Raw genomic sequence first — 23,269 nt, forward strand, 5'->3', positions numbered from 1 at the left:
TAAAAGGAGACAGGATAGAATGAAAAAAGTGGAAATAGAAAAAATATTTGAAATAGAAATTCTAACTAATATAAATGAAGTAATAGAATTTCACAATAGATATTATGGAGGACAGATGATTACATTATCTCTGTCAGATATAAAAGAATTAGCCGAAGGAAAGTATTTTGCTTGGTCATCAGGGGGAGGGGAATATTCAGAGGTGTTACATTTAGACGAAGAAGCTAAAGATATAATTAAGAAAATAATATAAGGAGAATTGTCATGACAGAAAAAAATATTATAAACTATAAAGTTAGTCGTCAACTAAAACATGCATTAGAAAGATTAAATAATCGTATATTAAAAAAAGAGTATAAAGTTATAGAAAGCCAAGATATCTTATTTAGTATATTAGACATTTGTGATACAGGTATGGGTTATGCTTTAGGATATTATTCTTTAACAAAAAGTAAACTATTAAAAGAATTTTCAAAAGGAATAATTCTTAGTGGTACAGAAAGAACTGGTATAAAGTTAGATGAATTAAATACATATACTATTAGGAAGACTATAGGTAATGCCATTACTTCTTCACCGGTAGAAATCATTAGAGAACCGTCTTCTTCATACTATCTTGCAGAATATGATACTTTTCCTATATCTGAATATATGAAATCTATCTTTGATTTTGCAGAAGAGATGCGTTTGCAAAATTCACCGGATGGTGTTATTGATTCTTATTGGATATTAAATGGAATTTCTCAAGAGAGGGAAACAAATGCAAATCAACTTATTTATAAACAATATCTCTTAGCAGGAAATATCCATACAGACGAATATTTACTAGATGTATTTAAAAATTCTAAGTTTTGGTATAAGGATTTTTTTGATGGTAAATTTGAGAGAGAAAAAGCTACAAAAATAAGAAAAGAAGCTCAAATTTCAGTTAAATTATCTAATCCAGACTACTCTTTATTAAATGATATTGCTACCGATATAACTTTAAAAGCACAAAATGGTGAACTGATGGAAGTAGTAGGACGAGATGAGGAAATACGTAAAGTTGAGATTGCACTAACACGTAGAGATAAAAATAATGTTGTTTTGATAGGGGATGGAGGAGTTGGTAAATCTGCAATAGTTGAAGGAATAGCGATGCGCATAGCTAGAGGCCAGGTAGCGTCACTAAAAGGGAAAAAAATTCTTCAGTTTAGTTTAAATGATTTAAAATCTACTCTAGGAGGATACACAAATGAAGGTATTAGTAGATTTATTGAAGAAATGAAGAGAGAAAAAGATATAATATTATTTGTAGATGAGATTCATATGTTAGGTTTGGTTAAAAGCCTAACAGACACATTTAAACCCTTAATGGCGCGTGGAGATTTTCGAATTATTGGTGCAACAACACCGACGGAATGGAATCTGTATATTTCAAGTGATACGGCATTAGTTAGACGTTTTGAAAAAGTTAAAGTGGATGAACCAAGTGTTGAAGATACTGTAAAAATTGTAGAAACTATATCTTCTGCGTATGAGAACTTTCATCAAGTAAATTATGATGAAGATACTATTGAATTAGCAGTAAGATTAGCTAAAAAATATCTTAAAGGAGAAAAATTACCTGATTCTGCTTTTACAGTAATTGATAATGCAGGAGCTTTAGTTAGGATTGAAGCAAAACAAGATATTGCAATGGTTAAAGATTATCAAAATAAAGTACATAAATTAAAGGAAGAATTGAAGGAAGTAGAAAAAACTGAATATAATGAAGTTGCCATTGAAGAAATAAGAAGAAAGCTTGAACTAGAAGCTAGTGATTTTCAAAAAAAACGTAATAATTTAAATTCAAATTATTATGAACTCAAAATTACAAAAGAAGATATAAAAAAAGCAGTTGAACAAAAAGCTGGTGTTAAAATTAGAGAGCAAGATTTGAAAGTTGGTAAAGATGTAGCTAAGGAAGAATTAAGTAGACTTTCTAATTTAAAAAATAATTTAGCAGAGAAAATTATTGGACAAATGGATGCGACAAATACTATAGCAGAGGCTGTTATTCGTTCAAAAACAGGCTTCAGAAATCCTAAACGTCCTATTGGAGTATTCTTGTTTCTAGGTACTAGCGGGGTTGGAAAAACAGAAACAGCGAAAGTATTATCAGAAGAACTAACAGGATCAGTAGATGATCTCATTCGTTTAGATATGTCAGAATATCAACAAGAGCATGAGGTAGCCAAACTAATAGGTGCTCCTCCTGGATATGTAGGTTTTAGAAGTGGAGGGATTTTGACAAGAGCTGTAAAAAACAATCCAAAATCTGTTGTGCTATTAGATGAGATTGAAAAAGCTCATCCTAGAATTTATGATTTAATGTTACAAGTTTTTGATGATGGAATTTTAACAGATGGTATGGGTGAAAGAGTAGATTTTTCAAATACAATTATAATATTAACTTCAAATTTAGGTTCGAATTTAATTAGAAAAGATAAGAAAGTTGGTTTTACGAGAGAAGGAACGGAACAGTTGATTCAAGAAAAAACAATGAAAGCAATTCAAAATTTTTTCCGACCAGAACTTCTAAATCGTATAGATGAGATTGTAATCTTTAAACCTTTCACAGAAGAGTCGATATTTAAAATTACTAGATTATTACTTGAAAAAGAAGTAGAAATCATAAAGAAGAGTGGTTATGAATTGAAATTTATGGAAGATGCAGTGAAATTTCTTGTTAAAACAACTCATAATTCAGAAAATGGAGCTCGAGCAATTCGTCGAGGAATTACTAATTTAATAGAATCCCCTCTATCAGAATTAATTGTAAATAAGTTCATTAGTAAAGGAGATAAGGTAGTAGTGGATTCGGATGGATTTAAATTATTATTTGAAGTTGTTAGCTAAAGGAGGATAATTATGGGACTTTCTTATGGACCACAGTATACTTGGACAGAACACTTTGGAAAAAGAGCACAAGAACGTTTTGGAGTGAATGAGGAACGGCTACCAAAGTGGATAGGTAGGCAAATCGGTAGTCTAACTGTTTATGATTCTAATGTTGAACAGCGACCTGAAGAAAGAAAATATGTTTCTGACTATGGAATTATTTTTGTATGTAATACAGTTGAACAAAAATTTATTACTTGTTATGAAGCAAAAGATATAATTATTGAAGGAAAGAAGGTTACAATTCATGATTATAATGTAGATTTGTTTAGGGAGGAAGTAGAAAATCTAGCAAGAAAATATTGCTTAAAAGATGCTAAGGAAATGTTATGTAGTGTAGAGGATCATATACATAAGTTTCACGTAATTTCTCAAAAATTAATCTCAGGAAGATTGACAAAACATAACTATAACCTTATTACTAATTTAATTGATGAATTTCATGTAATTAAGTCTGCAATTAGAGTTATAGAGACTAAACGTGGTGATTTTAAAATTTAATTTATAAATTTGAGTTTTCTAATAATTATTTTAAATCAGTTGTTTGAAAAGAAATATACAATAGTTTGATAATATGTTATAATTATAAAAAATAAAATGGATGTAATCTTTTTAAGGAGAGGAAAGTTAATGAAGGATTTTAAAAGTATTTATCAAGAAGAATATGAAAAACTAAATAAACAACAGAAACAAGCAGTCGATACAGTTGAAGGACCAGTGATGGTTATTGCTGGTCCTGGTACAGGGAAAACACAGATACTTTCTCGTCGTGTTGCGAATATCTTGACCAATTACCACACGAATCCAGAAGAAATTGTTTGTTTAACATATACAGAGGCAGGTGCATCTGAAATGTTGGATCGTTTGGAAGGATTGATTGGGGAAGAGGGGCGTAAAGTAAGAGTATCAACTATCCATGCATTTTGTAGTGAGTTGATTTTAGCAAACTCCAAGTTATTTGGTGAAGAGCCCAAAGTTATTACGGACGCAGTTAAGTATGAGATACTTAAAGAGATTATGGATGAGTATATCAAAGAAGATAGTCCGTTTTATAAGAATTATGGAAATCGTTATTCTTCTAAAGATCAGTTATTAGAACTCTTTACAAAAATAAAACGTGAGAATATAGATAAAGATGATTTTAAAATAATGATAGATGAATATTTTAAAATGATTGATTTATCTGTACCTGGAGAAGAATTGTATAAAAAATTCAAGTATACTAAAAAGTATAAAGATAAAAAACCAGGTGATTTTAAAGCTGAGTATGATAAAGAACGACAGAGAATGCAAAAGTTGCTAGCTGGGGTTGAAATTGTTGAAAAATACAAAAACGAAATCAATGAACATAATTATTTTGATTTTGATGATATGATTTTATGGACAATTAAAAAGCTAGAAGTAGATAATGATTTTCAAAGTAGTATTTCTAATTCTATAAAATTTTTATTTGTTGATGAATTTCAGGATACTTCAGTTGTTCAGAATAAACTTATAGATTTATTAGTAAAAGGGAAAACTAGTCCAAATATTTTTGTTGTTGGAGACGATGATCAAAGTATTTTTCGTTTTCAAGGTGTCAGTGCAAATAATATTCAAGATTTTGATAAGAAGTATCAACCTAGTAAAATTGTTCTCGAAGAAAATTATAGATCTTCCCAGGCTATCATTGATGCTTCAAGGCAACTAATCAGTCATAATCCAAGAGAAGAGAAAGTCCTTGTTGCAGCTGGCGATAATAAAGATTATGATTATCAATTGCCGATCTTGAAATCATATCCAAATGCAAAAGATGAAATGTTTGGTGTACTGAGTGAGATTAAAAACCTTATTAATTCAGGTGTATCACCTAATGAAATTGGAGTTATATACGGAAGGAATTCCTATGGAGAGGAGTTTGCAAAAATTCTTCGTGATAATGGTATTTTTGTTCAAATAAAAGAAAACCAGAATTTATTTGATGATTCCTTCTTCAAAAAAATATCAACTATTTTAAAATATATTTGTCAAAATTCAAGAGATGTTAGAGAGTTACGAAAAATCATATATTTTGATTTCTTTGAAGTAGGACTATCAGAAATAGCAACAATACGAAATCTCAAGAAGGATGAGAATATTTTAATTCCTTCTATTGAAAAAATTGATAAGAAATTAGAAAATATTCGTAAAAAGGTTAATAATTCAGAAAAATATTTATCTCCCATGAATGTTCTTAGCTATTTAGTGAAATCTCTAGAAATTGATGAATATATCATGAAATCAAAAGAAAGATATAACTTAGTTTCTGTTTTAAATGAGCTTTATAAATTGATGTTAACTGAATGTCAAATTCATCCTAATTTGACTATAAGGGGATTTTTAAATAAAATATCAGCCCTGCAAGAAATGAAAATTAATCTTCCAATTGAAACTATTTCAGGTGCTCCAAGCAACTGTATTCAATTAATGACAGCTCATGGTTCCAAAGGGTTAGAGTTTGATCATGTATTTATGATGAAATGTAATGATGGAAAGAGGGATGAAATGTGGCCTGGAGGAGAGAATAAATCTGATAAACTAACTTATCCGCCAGGTTTAGTCAGGGAAGATGAGGATGAAAAAGTTCTAAAAAAAGAAGAAAATCGTCGTCTATTTTATGTTGCTATCACTCGGGCAAAGAAGGTTCTTCATCTATCATACTCCAAGGAATTTCCTAAAACTCATTTTATTAATGATTTAGTGGGTATTATTGATGAAGTTGAAGTAGTTGGGTTACCAAAAAATCTCCAATCTAAGGAAGAAGTAGTTATATCAAAATTACCTGAGGATATTGTTGACGAGATAATGGACGGTTTTAGTCTAAGTGTCAGTACATTAAATGCTTTTCTTAAATGTCCTTTGAGTTTTTATTTCAACAAGGGATTAAAATTGCAATCTGAAACAAACGAGGCTATGGTCTTTGGTAGTATAATTCACGAAATCTTAGAACAAATATTTATATCTAAGGATGCTTCGCAAAGTTCAGAATTAACAGAAAAAACGGTTCTTTCCTTAGAAGAAACTTTAAAATTATTTGAAACTATATTTGAAGAAAAATCATGGCAATTCTCTTCAAACAGAATTAAGAGAGATAATTTTAATAGAGGTAGAAAGATAATTGAAAATCTTTATAATAAACCTGGTTACCTCAAAGAAGGTGTAATTGCAGTTGAACACGATATTAAGGGAGTTAAGTTAGGGAGTATATTAGATGACTCAGAAACGTTATCCAATATGGAGTTAAATGGGAAAATTGATAAAATCGAGTGTGAGGGTGATATAATCCGGCTTATTGACTATAAAACAGGAAATGCAAAAAATGCCAAAGAGAAATTAGCAGGACCAAACGAAAAAGAACCCGTTGGTGGTGATTATTGGCGTCAGGCAGTTTTTTATTATTTACTTTTTACAAATTCTGGTTTTGATATATCAAATAAAAAAGTGGTAGTTAAGTATGTATTTATTGAGGATTCAGATACAGAGGAGGGATTCACTGAGACACCAGATATTTTAATTTCTAAAAGTGATACGGATTTAGTGTTGGAACTAATAAAAGAGGCATTTATGAAATTAAAGAAGGGTGATTTTAATAGGGGATGTGGAGTTGTTAAAAGGCAAAGTCAAGTTTATCCTTGTGACCACTGTATTCGAGTATTGGATAATGTATTTCCTGCATTTGATAATATCAAAGAAATAGAGGTTGCCACATACATAAAATCACTAAATAAATATAAAAGTTTAAGCGTAAGTAAATTGAATAAGTTTTTAAACTGTCAGAAAAGTTTTTATTTTGATAATGTTCTTCAATTGACGGTTTCAGCAGGTTTATCTGCTAGTCCTAATGAAAAATATTCAAGAAGTACTTCAAGTGCCGTGCCAACAGGTCCTGTTTTTGGGATAGTAATTCATGAAACACTTGAAAAAATTTATAAATATAGCTTACAATTGGGAGATGCTCTTAATTATTACAATAATTCTTTACAACTTCACAAAGAAGAAATTAGTGGTGAAATGTCTATAAATGAACTAAGAGAATATGGCCAACAACTACTTAAGAAGCTTTATGAGAACTACATCCCTAATAGCTTAAAAGGTGAAAATGTTAGTTTAGAGAAAGAGATTAATGTTAAATTAGAAGGGGATTTCTTAATTAATGGCATTATAGATAAATTAGAATATGATAATGACATAATTAGAGTAGTAGATTATAAAACGGGTTCTGCAGAACGAGGAGTAGAGGAACTTGTGTTTGGTGGTAATTATTGGCGTCAAGCTGTATTTTATACTATTTTATTAGAACACTCGGCTGAAATATATACAAAAAATAAGAGAATTGAAATCCAATATATATTCCTGGATGATACAACAAATGATAAGGGCTACTCTATCCATACAGTAAATGTTACAAAAAAGGATATGAATTTGGTTCTTTCGCAAATTCATAACTTTTGGAAGTTAGTAAATACGGCTGATTTTACAGGCGGCTGCAATAAAGATGACTGTGACTATTGTCGCTTGGCTAAGTTTGTTGATTTTAAGTTGCTGAAAGACAACTTGGCTGAAAAATAGAAATTAAATAAAACAATTTGGAGAGTGAATAAAATGAGTTTTTTATCAACGGTTTGGCCAATATTACTATTATTTGTAGTTTGTATATTGCTTATAATAGTTAAGATAGTAAGAATGATAAGAATATCGAGGGATAAAACTAAGCGTTATAAAGGTGATTATATACTCTTAGGTTTGGTTATTGGTATGTCTATAGGTACTTTAATAGGAACTTTATATGATAGTAAATCAGGTATGGGTGTATCAATAGGAATGTCTCTAGGAACGATGGTTGGAATGACTATAGGAATGTTAATTCATAAGAAGTAGGAAATATAAATACACACAAAAAAGCAGAGAAATTAATATATTTCTCTGTCTTTTGTTTTTATAACTTAGCTTGATAACATTTTTTTAGAAATCCATTTCTTGCTTTTTCTTTTTTATCGTCACTTTCATCAAAACCATCATATGGTGCTTTTGGGTCATGTACTTTAGGTTTTCTTTTTAATGTATTACAAACTTCATCTATATGAGCAAAAGCAAAATTAAAGTCATCTGTCCATCCAGTATGTCCGGTAATTATTTTTAAGTTAAGATTTCTTTTTCTTAGTATTTCTTCTAATTTTTTTAGTGATTTGCATTGTAACTTTCTATCTTCAGCAAGAGTATTTAAAAATGCATAGCCACCATCTGCTCCAAACCAAATGGTATCACCTGTAAATAAATATGTGTCATCAATCAAATAGACAAGATGACCCCATGTATGTCCTGGAACTAGAAAGGCTTCTATCTTAATATTTTTAATATAGAATATTTCGCCATCATCAATTAAAGTTTTTTTATTTGTTATATTTACTTGAGGTAGTTTATATAAACCCCAATAAACTTTACGTCGTTTTCTTCCTTCTAAATATTCATTTTCAACTTTTCCAATATATATTTTTGATTCTTTAAATAAATTATCGCTATCTATTTCAATAGCACCAACATGATCGGTATCTTGATGTGTAATTAGTATTTCATTTATACATTTTGGATTAATATCCAGCCAATTCATTTTTTCTGCCAGTCTATCGTAGTTATATCCAGCATCAATCATGATTGTATAACCATCTTTTGTATAAAAGTAAATATTTGCGACATATTCCCTAATACAGCTCACTTTTTCATCTATATAACCTGTATTTAATGGCTTAAATATCTCTTTTCCCCTAAACATAAATGACATAAATTTTTGTTGATTTTTTGAATCTTTTTTTGACATAGTACGTTACCTTTAATTTCTTTCCCTACAGTATAGTAGATCTTATACTATCAATTATCTTAAGTGATAATTGAACTCCCTTTTTAAATTTTCCTAATTATTTAAATGTATATTAAATATCTCTATTTACTTTTATTATATCACGTTTATACTTCAATATAAATAACGCATTATATGATTTTATGTGTTATAATAGATTTAAATGTTTTTGAGAAAAGAAAAAAGTTTTGGAAGGTAAAATGTTAGTTAATAAGTATTTATAGGAGAAAGTTTATGAGCAAAAAGCAACTTACTGTAGATGAGAAAAAATTAGATTTAGACTTAACGATTATAGGAATTGTTACATTCTTAGTTTTTGGGATATTTGCATTATATGCAAAACAAATTAACGGTTTTATTTCTAATGGAAATATTAATGTTGTTTTAAGACTATTGTTAAATGCTGGGATACAATTTGGAGTTGCTGGACTAGGAATAGTTATTGTTATGTTTTTTAGGAAAGAAAGTTTTTCTAGTTATGGATTAAAGATGGATAATATTGTTAAATCAATACTAGGAACTATTGTTAGTTTTCTACCAGTAATTATTTATATTTTTGCTTCAGGAGGTTTTAAAGGTTATCATCCATTACATATTTCAATCACTAAAGATGTTATTGTTAGTGGATTTCCAATAAATATACTAGGTATGTGTTTAATTTTAATAGTTTGGGGATTTTTTGAAGGTTTTAACTATGCTGTTATAGCAGATAAAATCAATAAGCGCTATCCAACAAAGAGTACTTGGTTAAACTATGGAGCGATTACTTGTGCATTTATTTGTCTGTTATTTCATCCCATAAAAACAGACTTTTGGGGAATTATAGAATTAATTACAACATTTATTGCTATATATGGAATGTTGATAGTTAAAACTAAAACTAATAATGCTTGGGGAAGTGTCTTTGCATTTATATTTATTTGGAATGCATTGTAATCACTAGATAAAAAAAGAGTAGGAGAGTGTAATGTATTTATTAAAGAAGAAACCTATATTAAACTGTTTTATAATTTTTGCTATATGCTTGATTGCAAGAATATTAGAATACTTCGTGATTAGAACAGATGAATCAATTTTATCTGAAAATTTTTTACATAAGGTATTTGGAATAATCTTATTATGGATAATTCTTTATTATGCTAAATTAAAGTGGAGAGACATCGGATTTAATACTAATGATGTATTTTCTGGTATTGTAAAAGGTCTGTTATTTGGGTTTATATGCTGTGTTTTTGCATATGCAATAGAAGGTCTTATCTTATACAATATGAACCATAGTTTTAAATTATCGTTTTATGCAACTGGATTTTCTTTAAATAATGACATGAATCAGCAAACAGGTATAATTTTTATTTTTCTATGTATTATTTTTAATATAATCAATGTTTGGATGGAAGAAGGAATCTTTCGTGGTCTATTTACAAAGATATTAGAAGATATTTCTTACAATACGTCATTATTTTTAATAGCATTTTTATTTGGAATTTGGCATTTAGTTATGCCTTTTAGAGATTTTATAGAAGGTAAATCATCAATATCAAATCTTTTAGTAATGGGAATTGGTTATGTGATATTAGCAGGTATGATGAGTATAAAGTGGTCTTTATTGTATAGAATGACAGGATCATTATGGATTGGATTAGGAGACCATCTATTTAATAATGTTATTTCAAATTTACTTCATGTTGTTTCTAATAATGAAGTCGATAATATGCAGATAGTTAGAATACTAATATGGCAAATTTTATCATTTGTTATTGTCTTAATTATTTATAAAAAATGGAAAAGAGAGAAATTAATTAGTAATTAAACTATATGTTAGAGAATTATAATATAAAGTTAGGAGGTAAGGATGAATTCATTAAGAAGTAATGCTCTTAAGTTATATTTGCTAGGTACTTTAGGTCAAATAACACTCGTGTGTCTTGTAGTTTTCTTTTTACGTCAAAGTGGAACTACCGTAGACTACACAACAACTATTGGTATTGTAGCGATTATAGTTGGAGGGATATCATCAGCTCAATGGGGAACTATCGTAGCTATAAAATATAAGAAAATAGACTTTAAAACAGTCATATCAGATTTCTTTAGAGTGAAGCAAAGTTATAAAAATTATCTTTTAGCAATATTCTTCCTTTCTCTAAATTTTTTATATGTTTTATTTGGTGGGAATGTAACTGTAACACTTTGGTATATTCCAATAATAATGTTTCTTAAGCATATAGCCTTTGGAGGTTTAGAAGAAATAGGCTGGAGATATTTATTTCAACCATTATTACAAGAACGACTAAGTTATATTACCTCTACAGTATTAACATTTTTAGCTTGGGGAACTTGGCATTTTCTATTTTTCTATATAGATGGTTCCTTAGTACAGGTAAGTGTAATTCCATTTTTAGTAGGATTATTAACTAATAGTTTTTTATTATCGGCACTTTATAATAAAACAAATAGCCTTTGGATATGTGCAATGACCCATTCCCTAATTAATGTTTGTTCACAACTATTTGAAGGTGGGAATACAAATGTATCATATCTTTGTAAAGTAGTAGTTATTGTATTAGCGATAATACTGTCAAATAACGCTATAGAAAGAAATAATAGAATAAAATAATTAAATCCACGAATCAAGATAGTTTGGTTCGTGGAATTATTCTGAATCTAATATACTCTTTATCGTAATTCTATTTCCTTATTGTTCATATAAAGTAAATAGTTTATAATATTATTATTAGAATTTAATAATTTACAGTAATTATTTATATTTGAATAACTTAAAATTAAGGAGAATAGTGTGGTTAATTTATATTATGCTTTAATAGCAATTAGCGTATTGTTATTATTATTTTGTATAAGGTCTATTGTGAAAATTATAATAAATAAAGCAATTTGTGATTTGCCTAGTAATGAAAAAGAAACTACTTTTACAATAAGCGAATACGGGAAATATTCTATATGGTTAAAGGTAAATTACTCTATTAGGTTAATAAGTACGATTTTTGGTAAAACAAAAACTAGAGATTTAGGAATAAGTGTAATGAATCGATATACTGGAGAAAAATTACTTCTAAATGAAAGTAATATTCAAACAACAGTATCAGGCTTAAGAAGTCACAGAGAAGAGCGATATTTATTTGAGGCTCCGGCTGGAGAGTATATTATCTCTTATGGATGTGATGAAAGAGTCCGAGAACCATTAGATATATCTATTCAAGTACGTAAATATAACTCACCGTTTAAAATGGTTTTAGCGATATTTGGGATTATACTTAGTTTACTTATAATAATCACTATGTTTATAATGCTGCTTAGATACTTTGGTTAAAAATTAAAGGTCTATAATATATGAGTTTAAATAAGTATATAAAAAATATTGAGTGTATATTTATCTTAATATCTTAAGGAGATGAAGGTAGTTAATGAATCAAAAAACAAAAACATTTTTTATAGGTGGATTAGGTAGTAACTTTTATCACGCTAAAGATTTCATTGAAGAGCTTGATGAAAAAGTAGCATTTCTAAATCCGTATATAGAAAATTTAAAAAATGAGGAAGATTTACAAAACTGGTTTGAAAATGAAATAAAAGATTTTGAAGAGGTTTATTTAATTGGTCATTCACTTGGTGGGGATTTAGCTCGTTATCTAGCATCACAGTTTTCGCAAGTAACTAAACTTGTTTTATTAGATGGAGGTTATTTAAATCTAGACAAAATTATGCCTTTAGAAGATGAGTTAGCAGATACCAAAGGATATTTTAAACAACAAGTTTTTCATGATATAGAAGAAGTCATAGCTAGCGAAAAATCTCAGTCTAGTTATTGGTCAAAAAATCTAGAAGAAGCGGTAAGGAATTCATATCGATATAATAGTAAAACAAAAGAATTTGAGTTAAATTTAGATCTGGAGAAGATACTTAATTTACTTAGATTAAGACGAGTAATAAAACCTTTTGAAACAAATATAGATTCAAAAGATGTATTATTTATCGCACCGATTTATCAAGAAGAACCGGAGTGGAGAAAAGAAGAACTTAGTCAACTACCATTAAATTTTAATATTACAATGTTAGAAGATTGTGGCCATGAGCTTTATACACAGAAACCAAGAGGAATAGCAATAATAATTAACGATTGGATTAATAAGAAATAAGGTTTATAATTAGAAAAAAAGTACAGATAGGAGAAATTGATATGCTTTTACTAGGTGTAGAGAAAGAAAATGGATGGTTATTTGCCGAATATAGATTAACTTATAGAGTAGGTTGGGAACATATTTGCAAAGGTGTTAAATTAGCTTACGATTATTATGATAATGTAGAAGTTCTTGTTGATGATAAAATAGTAAATATAAACTCTAAAGAACAAGTTATGGAATTAGAAGAAGCTGGAAAGATGACGATACGTGGTATTTCTAAAATAATAGGTGTGCCATTGATGATAACTTTCTATAATCAACTCCAAGTAGTTAGATGCTCAGTAGGTTGTGTTACGGAGGAATTTCAAGTAGCTGATTATGAAAAATTTAATAAGTCATTGGCTCAATATATGGATAGTCTAGAGATAGCTATGTTTAGATAAGAAAGACTTTTATTTTGAAAGTCTTTTTTATTATATATTCTTTAGATAAATAATTGTATATTGAATATAAATATGATAACATTGTTATATGCTAGAGTAGTATAAAGTACTCTCATTATCCCTAATTATGGGATTATATATTATAATTTATAGCTTAAATAATATTGAAAGGAAGAAAATGAAAAATTTAAAATTTGATGGAACGCAGTTAAAATATATAGCTATAATTGCTATGACGATAGACCATTTAGCATGGTTATTATATCCTGGTTTAGTTAAAGAACCAATACCAGTACTTATGCATATAGTAGGACGCTTGACAGCACCAATTATGTGGTATTTTATCGCAGAAGGATGTTATTATACTAAAGATATTAAAAAATATTTCTTAAGACTTATGAGTTTTGCTGTTGTCAGCCACTTTGCATTTTGTTTTGGTTTAGGTATACCGTTTAATATTATGACAGGAAGTATATTTAATAAAACGAGTGTTTTATTCCCATTAGCGATGGCGGTATTATTAATTGCTATCTTTAGAAGTGAAAAGATAAGCAATACATTAAAGATTTTAGCAATTGTTGTTTTCTGTTTATTAACATTTGTAGCGGATTGGTCTACAATCGCTCTTATGATGCCATTCTTTTTATATAATCATAGAGGTAATAAAAAACAACAAATGCTTGACTATGTTATCTGGATAAGTGTTTATGCAGCTATTTATATTATCTTTATAGATGTATTTTATGGAGTATTGCAGTTTGCAACTTTATTCTCATTACCACTATTAATGAGATATGATGGTACTAGAGGTAAGCATATTGGTTCTAAATGGTTCTTCTACTATTATTATCCAATACATTTGGCAATTATAGGTATTTTTAGAATCATTTTATATGGAAATATTCCATTGGTATTTTAAAATTTATAATATTTGAGAAAGAAGTACTTTTAAAAGGTGCTTCTTTTTAATAATAAAATATTATGCATTATTTTAAATTATAATTTTTAGATTATAAAGATATATGTTATAATTATATTAATAATATAATATAATAGTTGATTTTGGAGGTAACTGTATGAAGAAAAATTTTTTGAAGATATCAGCAGCAATTCTGTTATCGATTAGTTTAGTTGGATGTGGGGCTAAACAGTCAACAGAAAATAAACAGACTGAACAAAAGGCTGCGACTCTAGAAGGACCAGGAAAAAATTTTGACTGGGATGCTAAAGTTGCACCAGTTGGGAAAAAGCGTACTTATACTGAAGAAAATTCTGGAAAAAGTTTTACTGCAGATCTTACTAAATTAGAAACAGCACAGAGTAAATTAGAAGAAAAGCGTAAGTCTATTACAGATAAAAAAGTTCAAGAAGCACTTAAAGTAGTTGACGCATTTTATGTTAATCAACAAAATATAGATGTTGTTGTAAAAGCTGCAGGTTTTAATAATCAAAAAGAAATGTATACAAAACTTTATGACGATTATACTAAAGAATTAGGAGTACCTGATAATGAAACTAATTTCAAATTTCAGGATGTTAATTATAATATGAAAGAGTACGGCCCTATGAGCTTCAAAATAAACGGGAACGCATATGGGAAAGCTGGAGCATATGATTTAGAAGACTATAAAGTTGAAGGTAATACTGTCTATTTATCTTTAAAAGTACCAACAGTTGATACATATCAATATATTGCACTAGCTTCTTATAAATCAAACTATAACTCATATTTCGAACCACTAGCTGAGATAACTAATACAAGTGATAATAAGTTTCAACGCTTGTATGCAAAAACGATTTTTTATTTAGGGGCTGTTGATTTTAGAGGTGATGGCTATGTGGATTTACAAGGTATGGATTATCTTGCAAGAGCTAAACAATATCTTGCTATTCAAGTAGACGATTCTGGTAAAGTCACAATAGATAATGATAATTTAACGAACTTATTACGTATTAATATGGCTGCATCAAATGAAAAAAATGCTGCTAAATTTGGTGCTGTTGATAAATAATAGAGAAACACTGTGTTAAGATATTTCTTAATACAGTGTTTTTTAATCATTAATTAGAATAGCATAAATAAAATATAAAAATATCTTTTTTTGTTTATTAATATATATGCTATAATTATCTTGATATTAGTATAGTTGATTTTGGAGGTAACTGTGTGAAAAATGTATTTAAGATTTCAGCATCAATTTTGTTATGTATTAGTTTAGCAGGATGTGGTGCTAAACAGTCATTAGAAAATAATGAACCTGAACAGAAATATGAAGATATAGAAGGACCAGGTAAAGATTTTGATTGGAATGCTAAAGTCTCACCTTTCGATACAAAACAAACTTATGAAGAAAAATCTGGAGAGGAGAACACTAGTAAATCTGCTGCGGTACTTTCAACCCAGAATGTATTAGAATCTAGAGGGAAAAAGATAACTGATAAAAAGGTTCAAGAAGCACTTAAAGTAGTTGATTCTTTTTATGTGAATCAAGAAAACATAGATATTCTTGTTAAAGCAGCTGGGTATAATAATCAACATGATATGTATAAAAAAGCTTGGGAGGAGCTAAAAAAAACATATACAGTGTTAAATAAAGATGTTAATTTTAAATATCAAGATATTAACTATAATATGAACGAATATGGACCAATGGCACTAAAAGTTAATAACAATGCTTATGGAAAAACTAGATGGTATACTTTAAATGATTACATAGTTAATAATAATAAAGTTTATTTATCAATTTCAGTACCAAATATTGATTCGTATCAGTATTATTTAAAGGCTTCTAAGAAATCAAATTATAAATCTTTTATTGAGCCATTAATAGAAATAAATAAAACAAGTGATAGTGCGGCAAATCGAATATATGCAAAATTAATTTTTTATCTAGCAACAGTAGATTTTAAAGGAGATGGTTATGTTGATTTAATTGGAAATAATACTGATCTAAATCTTCGAAATAATACTGACCTATATCTTGTAATAAGAGTAGATGATTCTGGAAATGCAGAAATAGACACTGAGAATTTATTAAATTTACTGCGTATAGATATAGGTGTTGTAAACGAAAATAACAGAGAAAAATTAAGTGAGTTAAAATTTAAAATAGAAAATTCTGAACAAAATTCACAACAATAAGAAGTTTTATAAATTAATTAGTAATTATAATAGTTGGTAAAGCTTTGAAAAAAATAATACAATACTAATAAGTTAAAAAGTGTTTAAGAAAGGTGAATATGGATATAAAAAAAGAAAAAGTTCTTTGTCAAAAGCAATGGGCAAAAAATAAATATTTAGTTTTAAGCCATTCAAGTAAAATATATTTAGAAATTAGAACATACTTAAAACAAGAAGAGGTATCTTTAGAAAAAGTAAATGAGCTTATAAAACAAGCAATTAATTTGCCAGAGGATAAAGGTCAAGTTACTAATGCCTTACATCATGTCTGGGGATACTTTAAAAAGTTTACTACAAAAGAAGAAAAAGATAATTTTTTTGAAATGATTGAAGATTATCATATAAATAAAACTACAAAAGAAGATTTGATAGAAGAAGTGAAAAAACTACTGGAAAAATATCCAAACAAGTATTTAGAACAGTCTACTTTTATCAATGGAGGAAAAGATGAGACTTTGGCATGAAGAACTAATATCAAAACTACCTAGACAACAGCTTTTAGGACAACATAGAGAATGTTGTGCTCTCCGAGGAAATGGCTGGGGAAAGAGGCATGCAACTGTTAATTATGTATTTGAGTATGAACCATATTTATTGTTTAAATACCATGAATTAATTATGCAAGAAATGGAAAATAGAGGATATAATGTCACTAAAGAATGGTTTGATAAAAACTATCGAGGAAAAATTTGTAGCCCTCATAAAAATTTAAAAGAAGTAAATATAAAATCACCTATATATAAAGAACATAATAAGGAATATTATAAAGAGTGCATTGAAAATTTAGCTCAAAAAGATATTTTTCTTTAGGATGACAAAAGTGATAGAAATAATTTTTATAAAGAATTATTTCTATTTTTTTATGAGGTTAAAAATATTGACAGAAACTAGAAATAAGAGTAGTATAAAGATAGTTAAAAAGTACTTGCTTGCGCAAGCAATAAAGGTGGTGCGATATGAATAAAGATGAATTAGTTAGTAAATGGCTATCTTTTCATAGTGCAATGAAATATATTAGTAATGAGTTGGAGGAAGCTTTAAGTAAAGGAGATCATCCTATTACTTTAAATGAATATTATAGTTTGCATTATTTAAATGAAACGGAAGGAAATATTCTTAGAATGACAGATTTAAGTGAGAAGATTTCACTTAGTTTAAGTGCTACATCTAGAATGTTAGCAAAATTTGAGAATGCTTGTGGAGTTATTGAGAGATTTTCTTCAGCTGAAGATAAAAGAGGGGTTTGTATAAGATTAACTCCGTCCGGGAAGGAATACTTAGAACGTGCTACTAATACTGTGGCTGAAATATTAGAAAAAAACTGTGATAGAATTTAAAATCAAAGTTAATAGTTTTGATTTCTATTTTGAGAATTTGCTTATTTATACAAGCAAACAATTTATAAAAAATAATAAAGGTAGGTTGAATAATATGAAATTATCAGTATTAAATTTAGCGCCACTTAGAAGTGGAGAGAACTTTAAAGATGCAATTGATGCGATGGTAAGACTAGCTCAAAAAACTGAACAATTAGGATACGAAAGATATTGGGTTGCTGAACACCATAATACAAAAAGTGTAGCTAGTAGTGCAACACAATTATTAATACAACATACTTTAGCTAATACAAAAAATATAAGAGTTGGTTCAGGTGGTGTTATGCTTCCAAACCATAGTCCATATATAGTTGCTGAACAATATGGTACTTTAGAAACATTATATCCAGGTCGAGTAGATTTAGGATTAGGTCGTGCACCTGGTACAGATTATAATACTGCAAGAGCTATAAGAAGAAATACAAATAGAGAGCTAGATTTCAAAAAAGAAATAATTGAACTTTCTGGTTACTTTAAAGATACTAGACCTGTTCATGCATATCCAGCAGCAGGCTTAGATGTACCATTCTATATTCTTGGGTCTAGTACAGATAGTGCATATTTAGCTGCAGAATTAGGATTACCATATTCATTTGCATCACACTTTGCCCCAGCATTGATGGAAAATGCGGTAGCTATTTATAGACATTATTTTAAACCTTCTGATGTATTAAAAGAGCCTTATGTAATCTTAGGGGCTAATGCAGTAGTGGCTGATACTGATGAAGAGGCTAAAATATTATCAACTACACAAATTCAATCATTTCTAAACATAATAACTAGCAATCCGCAAGGAATGGTCCCACCAGTTCAATCGGAAGAAGCTGTTTGGAAAAACTATATTGCAACTACGAAGGTTCCACATTTTGGACCAATAGCATTTGAACATGATGAAATAGTAGATCATGAAAAATCTGTAGTTAAACAAATGACTAAAGTTTCGTTTATTGGTAGTAAAGAAACAGTAAAAAAACAAATTGCAGATTTAAAACGTAGAGTTGAGTTTGATGAACTTATGATTAACTCATATATTTATGATGAAGAAGCTCAACATCATTCATATGAACTATTAAAAGAATCTGTAGACGAGTTAGAAAACGAATAGGGAGGTGTATAATGTTTATTTATAAAACAAAGAAGTTTATTTTAAATAATGGTAGTGAATGTAAATTAGTATTACCTGACAAAAAATATGCTGAAGATATCTATAAAATAATAGAAATGGAAAGAAATAGACTATCGAAATATTTACCATGGGTAATGGATATGAAATCAGTTCAGGATGAGGAGCAATTCCTAGAGTATAGCATAGATAAAATTCACAAAGAAGAAATGATGATGTTTATTATCCTAGTTGATGAGAAAGTAGCTGGAATGATTGATCTTCATAATATAAATAGAAGTGCAAAAAGGGCTGAAGTTGGCTATTGGCTAAGTGAAAAATTTGAAGGTTATGGTATAATTACACAAGCTGTTGAAAAAATAGAAGAGTATTCTTTTAAAGAATTAAAATTACATAAGTTACAGATAAGAGTACATCCTGAAAACAACAAGAGCGCAAGTATTCCTCAACGTTTAGGGTACTTTAAAGAAGCTACACTAGTAGAACATGAAATTTTAAATGGCAAATACATAGATTTAGATATATTTGCTAAATTAAATAAATAAGTATAAAGAGTAAAGAATTGAAATTTAACAATTCTTTACTTTTTTACATATAATTGATAATAATTATTATTTACAATCAAACATAAGAGTGATAAAATTAATGTAAGGGTTTTAAAGTTATTATTTAATTATTTCTTTAACTGGAAGTTTATACAAAAAAATAAGGAGGAAATTATGTTAAATGTATATAAAAAAATTTTATCTTATGTTCCTAAAGAACGATATTTGGCATATATAGGGATTTTATTATCTATGTTGTCCGTAGTATTCAAAGTATGGGGATACTATTATTTAAGTAAGTTTTTAATTGAAATAATAGTTTATAACAATATAGAGAATGCTAAATATTATGGATTTTGTATAGTTGGTTTACTAATTATAGGTATTACATTATATGGAATTGCAGGTATATTAACACATGTATTAGGATTTAGATTGGAAACAAATCTTAGAAAATATGGAATTGAAGGATTATCAAAAGCGAGCTTTAGTTTTTTTGACACTCATCCTTCAGGAAAAACTAGAAAAATAATAGATGATAATGCAACGGATACACATATGATTGTAGCACATTTAATACCTGATAATGCTGGAGCTATATTAATGCCAATTCTATTATTAGTTCTTGGATTTTTAGTTAGTATAAAAGTAGGGATTATTCTGATAATACTGAGTATTGTTGGAGGAATATCTCTATCTATGATGACTGGTGAAAAAGAATTTATGAAGATTTATCAAGAATCTTTAGAAACTTTAAGTAGTGAAACAGTAGAGTATGTTAGAGGAATTCAAGTTATTAAAATTTTTGGTATTAGTGTTGAATCATTTAAAGCCTTAAATACAGCCATAAAAAATTATTCTAAATATTCTTTAGAATATGCTATGTCTTGTAAACGAGGTTTTGTTGGATTTCAATGGTTCTTTTTTAGTTTTATAGCTATGGTAATCCCAATTCTTTTACTGTTTTACAATATTGAAGATCCAAAAATGTTGGCTGTTGAATTGATTATGGTACTATTTTTAAGCGGGGCACTGTTTGTTTCATTAATGGCAATAATGTACGTATCGATGTATGCATTTATGGGACAATCTGTTGTTGAAAAACTAGAGAGTATTTTTGAAGAAATGAATAGTAATAAATTAACATTTGGTACTAATAATGAGTTTGAAAATTATAATATTACATTTGAAAATGTTAGCTTTGGGTATACTGATAAAAAAATTATAAATAATTTGAGTTTTAGTTTAGAAGAAAATAAAAGCTATGCCTTAGTGGGATCATCTGGAAGTGGTAAATCTACTATTGCAAAACTAATTTCTGGTTTTTATAAGGTAGATGGTGGAGTTATCAAAATTGGAGATAAAAGTATAAGTTCATACACTGAAGAGGCTTTGATTAATAATATTGCGTTTGTTTTTCAAAATGTGAAACTATTTAAAACCTCAATCTATGATAATGTAAAAATTGGTAAAGCTGATGCATCGTATGAAGAGGTTATGACTGCTATGCGTTTAGCGGGATGTGATAGTATTCTTGATAAATTTAGTGAAAGGGAACAAACTCAAATAGGTACTAAGGGAGTATATCTATCAGGTGGTGAAAAACAACGTATTGCAATTGCTCGTGCAATATTAAAAGATGCAAAAATTATTATTATGGATGAAGCTAGTGCAGCAGTTGATCCAGAAAATGAATATGAATTGCAACGTGCATTTTCAAATTTAATAAAAGATAAAACAGTTATTATGATTGCTCATAGATTACCTAGTATTAGAAATGTAGATGAGATATTAGTAATGGATAATGGGGAAATAATAGAACGTGGAACTGATAGGGAGTTGATGGCTTTGGATGGTGAGTATAAAAAACTCCAAAGTTTATACAGTAAAGCAAATGAGTGGAGGGTTAATTATGAAAAATAAAATTAAAAATTGGTTTGCTTTAACAAATCAAGGAGCAAGTGATTTAATAAGAGCCAGTATTTTATCATTTCTAGTATATTTTTCAAATATGTTTCCTGCTATGTTACTTATGATTTTAGTAGATGAACTTTTATTAGGAAATGTTAAAAGTAAATATCTATATATAGTAATATCAATAGTGGTATTGATTGTTATATATGTACTTTTGGCTAAAGAATATGATGCATTATACAGTGCAACCTATAAAGAAAGTGCTAATTTAAGAATAGATATAGCTACAACATTAAGTAAACTTCCTCTTGCATATTTTTCAAAACACAACTTATCAGATATAAGTCAAACCGTTATGAAAGATGTTGAAGCAATAGAACATGCAATGAGTCATGCAATGGCAAAAATTATAGGATTTATACTTTTCTTCCCTATTATGTCTATACTTATGTTAGTTGGGAATATATATTTAGGTTTATCAATAATGATTCCTGTAGTCCTAAGTTATTCTCTAATACTAGTTTCTAAAAGAATTCAATTAAAAAAACAATATGAAAATTTTGAGCAACTTCGTCATAATTCTGAAAGCTTCCAAGAAGCAATTGAACTTCAACAAGATATTAAAAGTTTTGGTTTAGGCAATAAGATAAGAGAAAAATTAAATAAAGATATGGATAAAAGTGAAAAATTAAAACTTAAAGTGGAAATGGTACTATTTATACCTTTATTTTTATCATGGGTTGTTGCTCAAGGAACTTTAGTAGTCGTAATAATAGTTGGAACAGCACTTTATGCGAGTGGAAGTATTAATATATTGTACTTGATTGGTTATATATTTGTTGCGATGAAAATGAAAGATATAGTTGATGGATTAGCTGCGAATACTTCAGAATTATTTTACCTAGATGCTCGTATCAAACGAATCAAAGAATTGAGAGAAACTCAAATTCAAAAAGGTAAAGAAATTAAATTGAATAATTTTGGTATTGAATTAAAAAATGTAAAATTTGGTTATGATAAAGATAGTCCAGTATTGAAAGATGTCAGTTTTACAGCTAATCAAAATGAAGTTACAGCGCTAGTTGGTGTTTCAGGGTGTGGTAAAACTAGTATTTTAAAATTAATATCTAGATTATATGATTATGATGATGGACAGATAATTATAGATGGACATGATATAAAAGAAATTTCTACTGATACACTATATAAATATGTTTCAATTGTCTTCCAAGATGTTGTATTATTCAATACATCTATTATGGAAAATATAAGAATAGGACGTAGTAGTGCTACTGATGAAGAAGTTATGGTAGCTGCGAAGATGGCTTGTTGTGATTTTATAGATGATTTAGAAAATGGGTACAATACAATAGTTGGTGAAAATGGAGCAACCTTATCTGGAGGGGAAAGACAAAGATTATCAATAGCCAGAGCATTTTTGAAAGATTCTCCTATAGTTATTTTAGATGAGATATCTGCAGCATTAGATGTGGAAAATGAGAAAAAGATTCAAGATAGTTTAAATAATCTAATAAAAAATAAAACAGTAATTGTTATTTCTCATAGACTTAAATCAATAGAAAATGTCGATAAAATTATTGTCTTAGATAATGGAATAGTTGAGTGCCAAGGAACACATAGTTACTTGTTAGAACATTCTAAGGTATATGGAAAACTAATTGAGAGATCAAAAGCAGTAGAGAACTTTAAGTATTAAAAAAGATAAAATATAATTTACTGAAAAATATTGATATGGT

Annotated in this window: 22 protein-coding genes; 21 read left to right on the top strand and 1 reads right to left on the bottom strand. The window is 28.4% G+C overall.

The genetic code is table 11. The features are described 5' to 3' along the window. Positions 1 to 19 precede the first annotated feature (19 nt). From T369_RS08840 to T369_RS0102930, 5 genes are all read left to right on the top strand, one after another. Positions 20 to 253 (top strand): hypothetical protein, encoded by a 234-nt coding sequence (locus tag T369_RS08840; protein ID WP_051618957.1) that lies wholly within the window; start codon positions 20 to 22, stop codon positions 251 to 253. 11 nt (positions 254 to 264) lie between these two features. After that, a complete protein-coding gene (locus tag T369_RS0102915; protein ID WP_031551589.1) occupies positions 265 to 2,880 on the top strand; it encodes an AAA family ATPase in 2,616 nt (871 codons plus the stop codon). Positions 2,881 to 2,892: 12 nt separating this feature from the next. Beyond that, positions 2,893 to 3,423 carry a hypothetical protein gene (locus T369_RS0102920; RefSeq protein ID WP_031551515.1) on the top strand — a complete coding sequence of 177 codons (531 nt, stop codon included), beginning with the start codon at positions 2,893 to 2,895 and terminating at the stop codon, positions 3,421 to 3,423. A 129-nt stretch (positions 3,424 to 3,552) separates the two neighbouring features. Further along, a complete protein-coding gene (locus T369_RS0102925; protein ID WP_031551518.1) occupies positions 3,553 to 7,509 on the top strand; it encodes an ATP-dependent helicase in 3,957 nt (1,318 codons plus the stop codon). A gap of 33 nt (positions 7,510 to 7,542) precedes the next feature. Further along, complete coding sequence (locus T369_RS0102930) at positions 7,543 to 7,818, top strand: hypothetical protein (protein WP_031551521.1); 276 nt, start codon at positions 7,543 to 7,545, stop codon at positions 7,816 to 7,818. Positions 7,819 to 7,876: 58 nt separating this feature from the next. On the opposite strand, the gene T369_RS0102935 is transcribed toward T369_RS0102930, so the two are convergent. After that, positions 7,877 to 8,653: an MBL fold metallo-hydrolase gene (locus tag T369_RS0102935; RefSeq protein ID WP_233417874.1), complete on the bottom strand. Its 777-nt coding sequence runs from the start codon at positions 8,651 to 8,653 to the stop codon at positions 7,877 to 7,879. 375 nt (positions 8,654 to 9,028) lie between these two features. On the opposite strand from T369_RS0102935, the gene T369_RS0102940 reads away from it, so the two are divergent. The 16 genes from T369_RS0102940 (at position 9,029) to T369_RS0103020 (ending at position 23,229) form a co-directional block, all read left to right on the top strand. Next, entirely contained in the window at positions 9,029 to 9,730 is a 702-nt protein-coding gene (locus T369_RS0102940) for a hypothetical protein (protein ID WP_031551527.1), read from the top strand. Positions 9,731 to 9,761: 31 nt separating this feature from the next. Then, positions 9,762 to 10,604: a CPBP family intramembrane glutamic endopeptidase gene (locus tag T369_RS0102945; protein WP_031551530.1), complete on the top strand. Its 843-nt coding sequence runs from the start codon at positions 9,762 to 9,764 to the stop codon at positions 10,602 to 10,604. Positions 10,605 to 10,646: 42 nt separating this feature from the next. After that, a complete protein-coding gene (locus T369_RS0102950) occupies positions 10,647 to 11,408 on the top strand; it encodes a CPBP family intramembrane glutamic endopeptidase (RefSeq protein WP_031551533.1) in 762 nt (253 codons plus the stop codon). A 180-nt stretch (positions 11,409 to 11,588) separates the two neighbouring features. Continuing rightward, positions 11,589 to 12,119: a hypothetical protein gene (locus tag T369_RS0102955; protein ID WP_031551535.1), complete on the top strand. Its 531-nt coding sequence runs from the start codon at positions 11,589 to 11,591 to the stop codon at positions 12,117 to 12,119. Between the two features lie 94 nt (positions 12,120 to 12,213). Next, a complete protein-coding gene (locus tag T369_RS0102960; protein ID WP_031551538.1) occupies positions 12,214 to 12,945 on the top strand; it encodes an alpha/beta fold hydrolase in 732 nt (243 codons plus the stop codon). 41 nt (positions 12,946 to 12,986) lie between these two features. Beyond that, on the top strand, positions 12,987 to 13,373 hold the full coding sequence (locus tag T369_RS0102965) for a hypothetical protein (RefSeq protein WP_031551540.1): 387 nt from the start codon (positions 12,987 to 12,989) through the stop codon (positions 13,371 to 13,373). Between the two features lie 178 nt (positions 13,374 to 13,551). Beyond that, the gene (locus T369_RS0102970) at positions 13,552 to 14,292 is read left to right on the top strand and encodes a TraX family protein (RefSeq protein WP_031551543.1); all 741 of its coding nucleotides are present in this window, start codon (positions 13,552 to 13,554) and stop codon (positions 14,290 to 14,292) included. Between the two features lie 157 nt (positions 14,293 to 14,449). Next, the gene (locus T369_RS0102975; RefSeq protein ID WP_031551546.1) at positions 14,450 to 15,385 is read left to right on the top strand and encodes a hypothetical protein; all 936 of its coding nucleotides are present in this window, start codon (positions 14,450 to 14,452) and stop codon (positions 15,383 to 15,385) included. A 155-nt stretch (positions 15,386 to 15,540) separates the two neighbouring features. After that, entirely contained in the window at positions 15,541 to 16,515 is a 975-nt protein-coding gene (locus tag T369_RS0102980; protein WP_051618958.1) for an LptM family lipoprotein, read from the top strand. Between the two features lie 98 nt (positions 16,516 to 16,613). After that, entirely contained in the window at positions 16,614 to 17,018 is a 405-nt protein-coding gene (locus T369_RS0102985; RefSeq protein ID WP_031551552.1) for a YbgA family protein, read from the top strand. Next, on the top strand, positions 17,002 to 17,364 hold the full coding sequence (locus T369_RS0102990) for a TIGR02328 family protein (RefSeq protein ID WP_031551555.1): 363 nt from the start codon (positions 17,002 to 17,004) through the stop codon (positions 17,362 to 17,364). Before T369_RS0102985 ends, T369_RS0102990 begins: the two co-directional genes overlap by 17 nt. 146 nt (positions 17,365 to 17,510) lie before the next feature. Next, a complete protein-coding gene (locus T369_RS0103000) occupies positions 17,511 to 17,891 on the top strand; it encodes a MarR family winged helix-turn-helix transcriptional regulator (RefSeq protein ID WP_031551557.1) in 381 nt (126 codons plus the stop codon). Between the two features lie 94 nt (positions 17,892 to 17,985). Continuing rightward, positions 17,986 to 19,035, top strand: a complete 1,050-nt coding sequence (locus T369_RS0103005; protein WP_031551559.1) for an LLM class flavin-dependent oxidoreductase — start codon at positions 17,986 to 17,988, stop codon at positions 19,033 to 19,035. A gap of 11 nt (positions 19,036 to 19,046) precedes the next feature. Beyond that, positions 19,047 to 19,598 carry a GNAT family N-acetyltransferase gene (locus tag T369_RS0103010; RefSeq protein WP_031551561.1) on the top strand — a complete coding sequence of 184 codons (552 nt, stop codon included), beginning with the start codon at positions 19,047 to 19,049 and terminating at the stop codon, positions 19,596 to 19,598. Between the two features lie 174 nt (positions 19,599 to 19,772). After that, on the top strand, positions 19,773 to 21,521 hold the full coding sequence (locus T369_RS0103015) for an ABC transporter ATP-binding protein (protein ID WP_031551564.1): 1,749 nt from the start codon (positions 19,773 to 19,775) through the stop codon (positions 21,519 to 21,521). After that, entirely contained in the window at positions 21,511 to 23,229 is a 1,719-nt protein-coding gene (locus T369_RS0103020; protein ID WP_031551566.1) for an ABC transporter ATP-binding protein, read from the top strand. The genes T369_RS0103015 and T369_RS0103020 overlap by 11 nt, the downstream gene beginning before the upstream one ends. Positions 23,230 to 23,269: the final 40 nt, after the last annotated feature.

The organism is Gemella sanguinis ATCC 700632 (genome assembly GCF_000701685.1).
In the GTDB taxonomy this organism is placed as follows: domain Bacteria; phylum Bacillota; class Bacilli; order Staphylococcales; family Gemellaceae; genus Gemella; species Gemella sanguinis.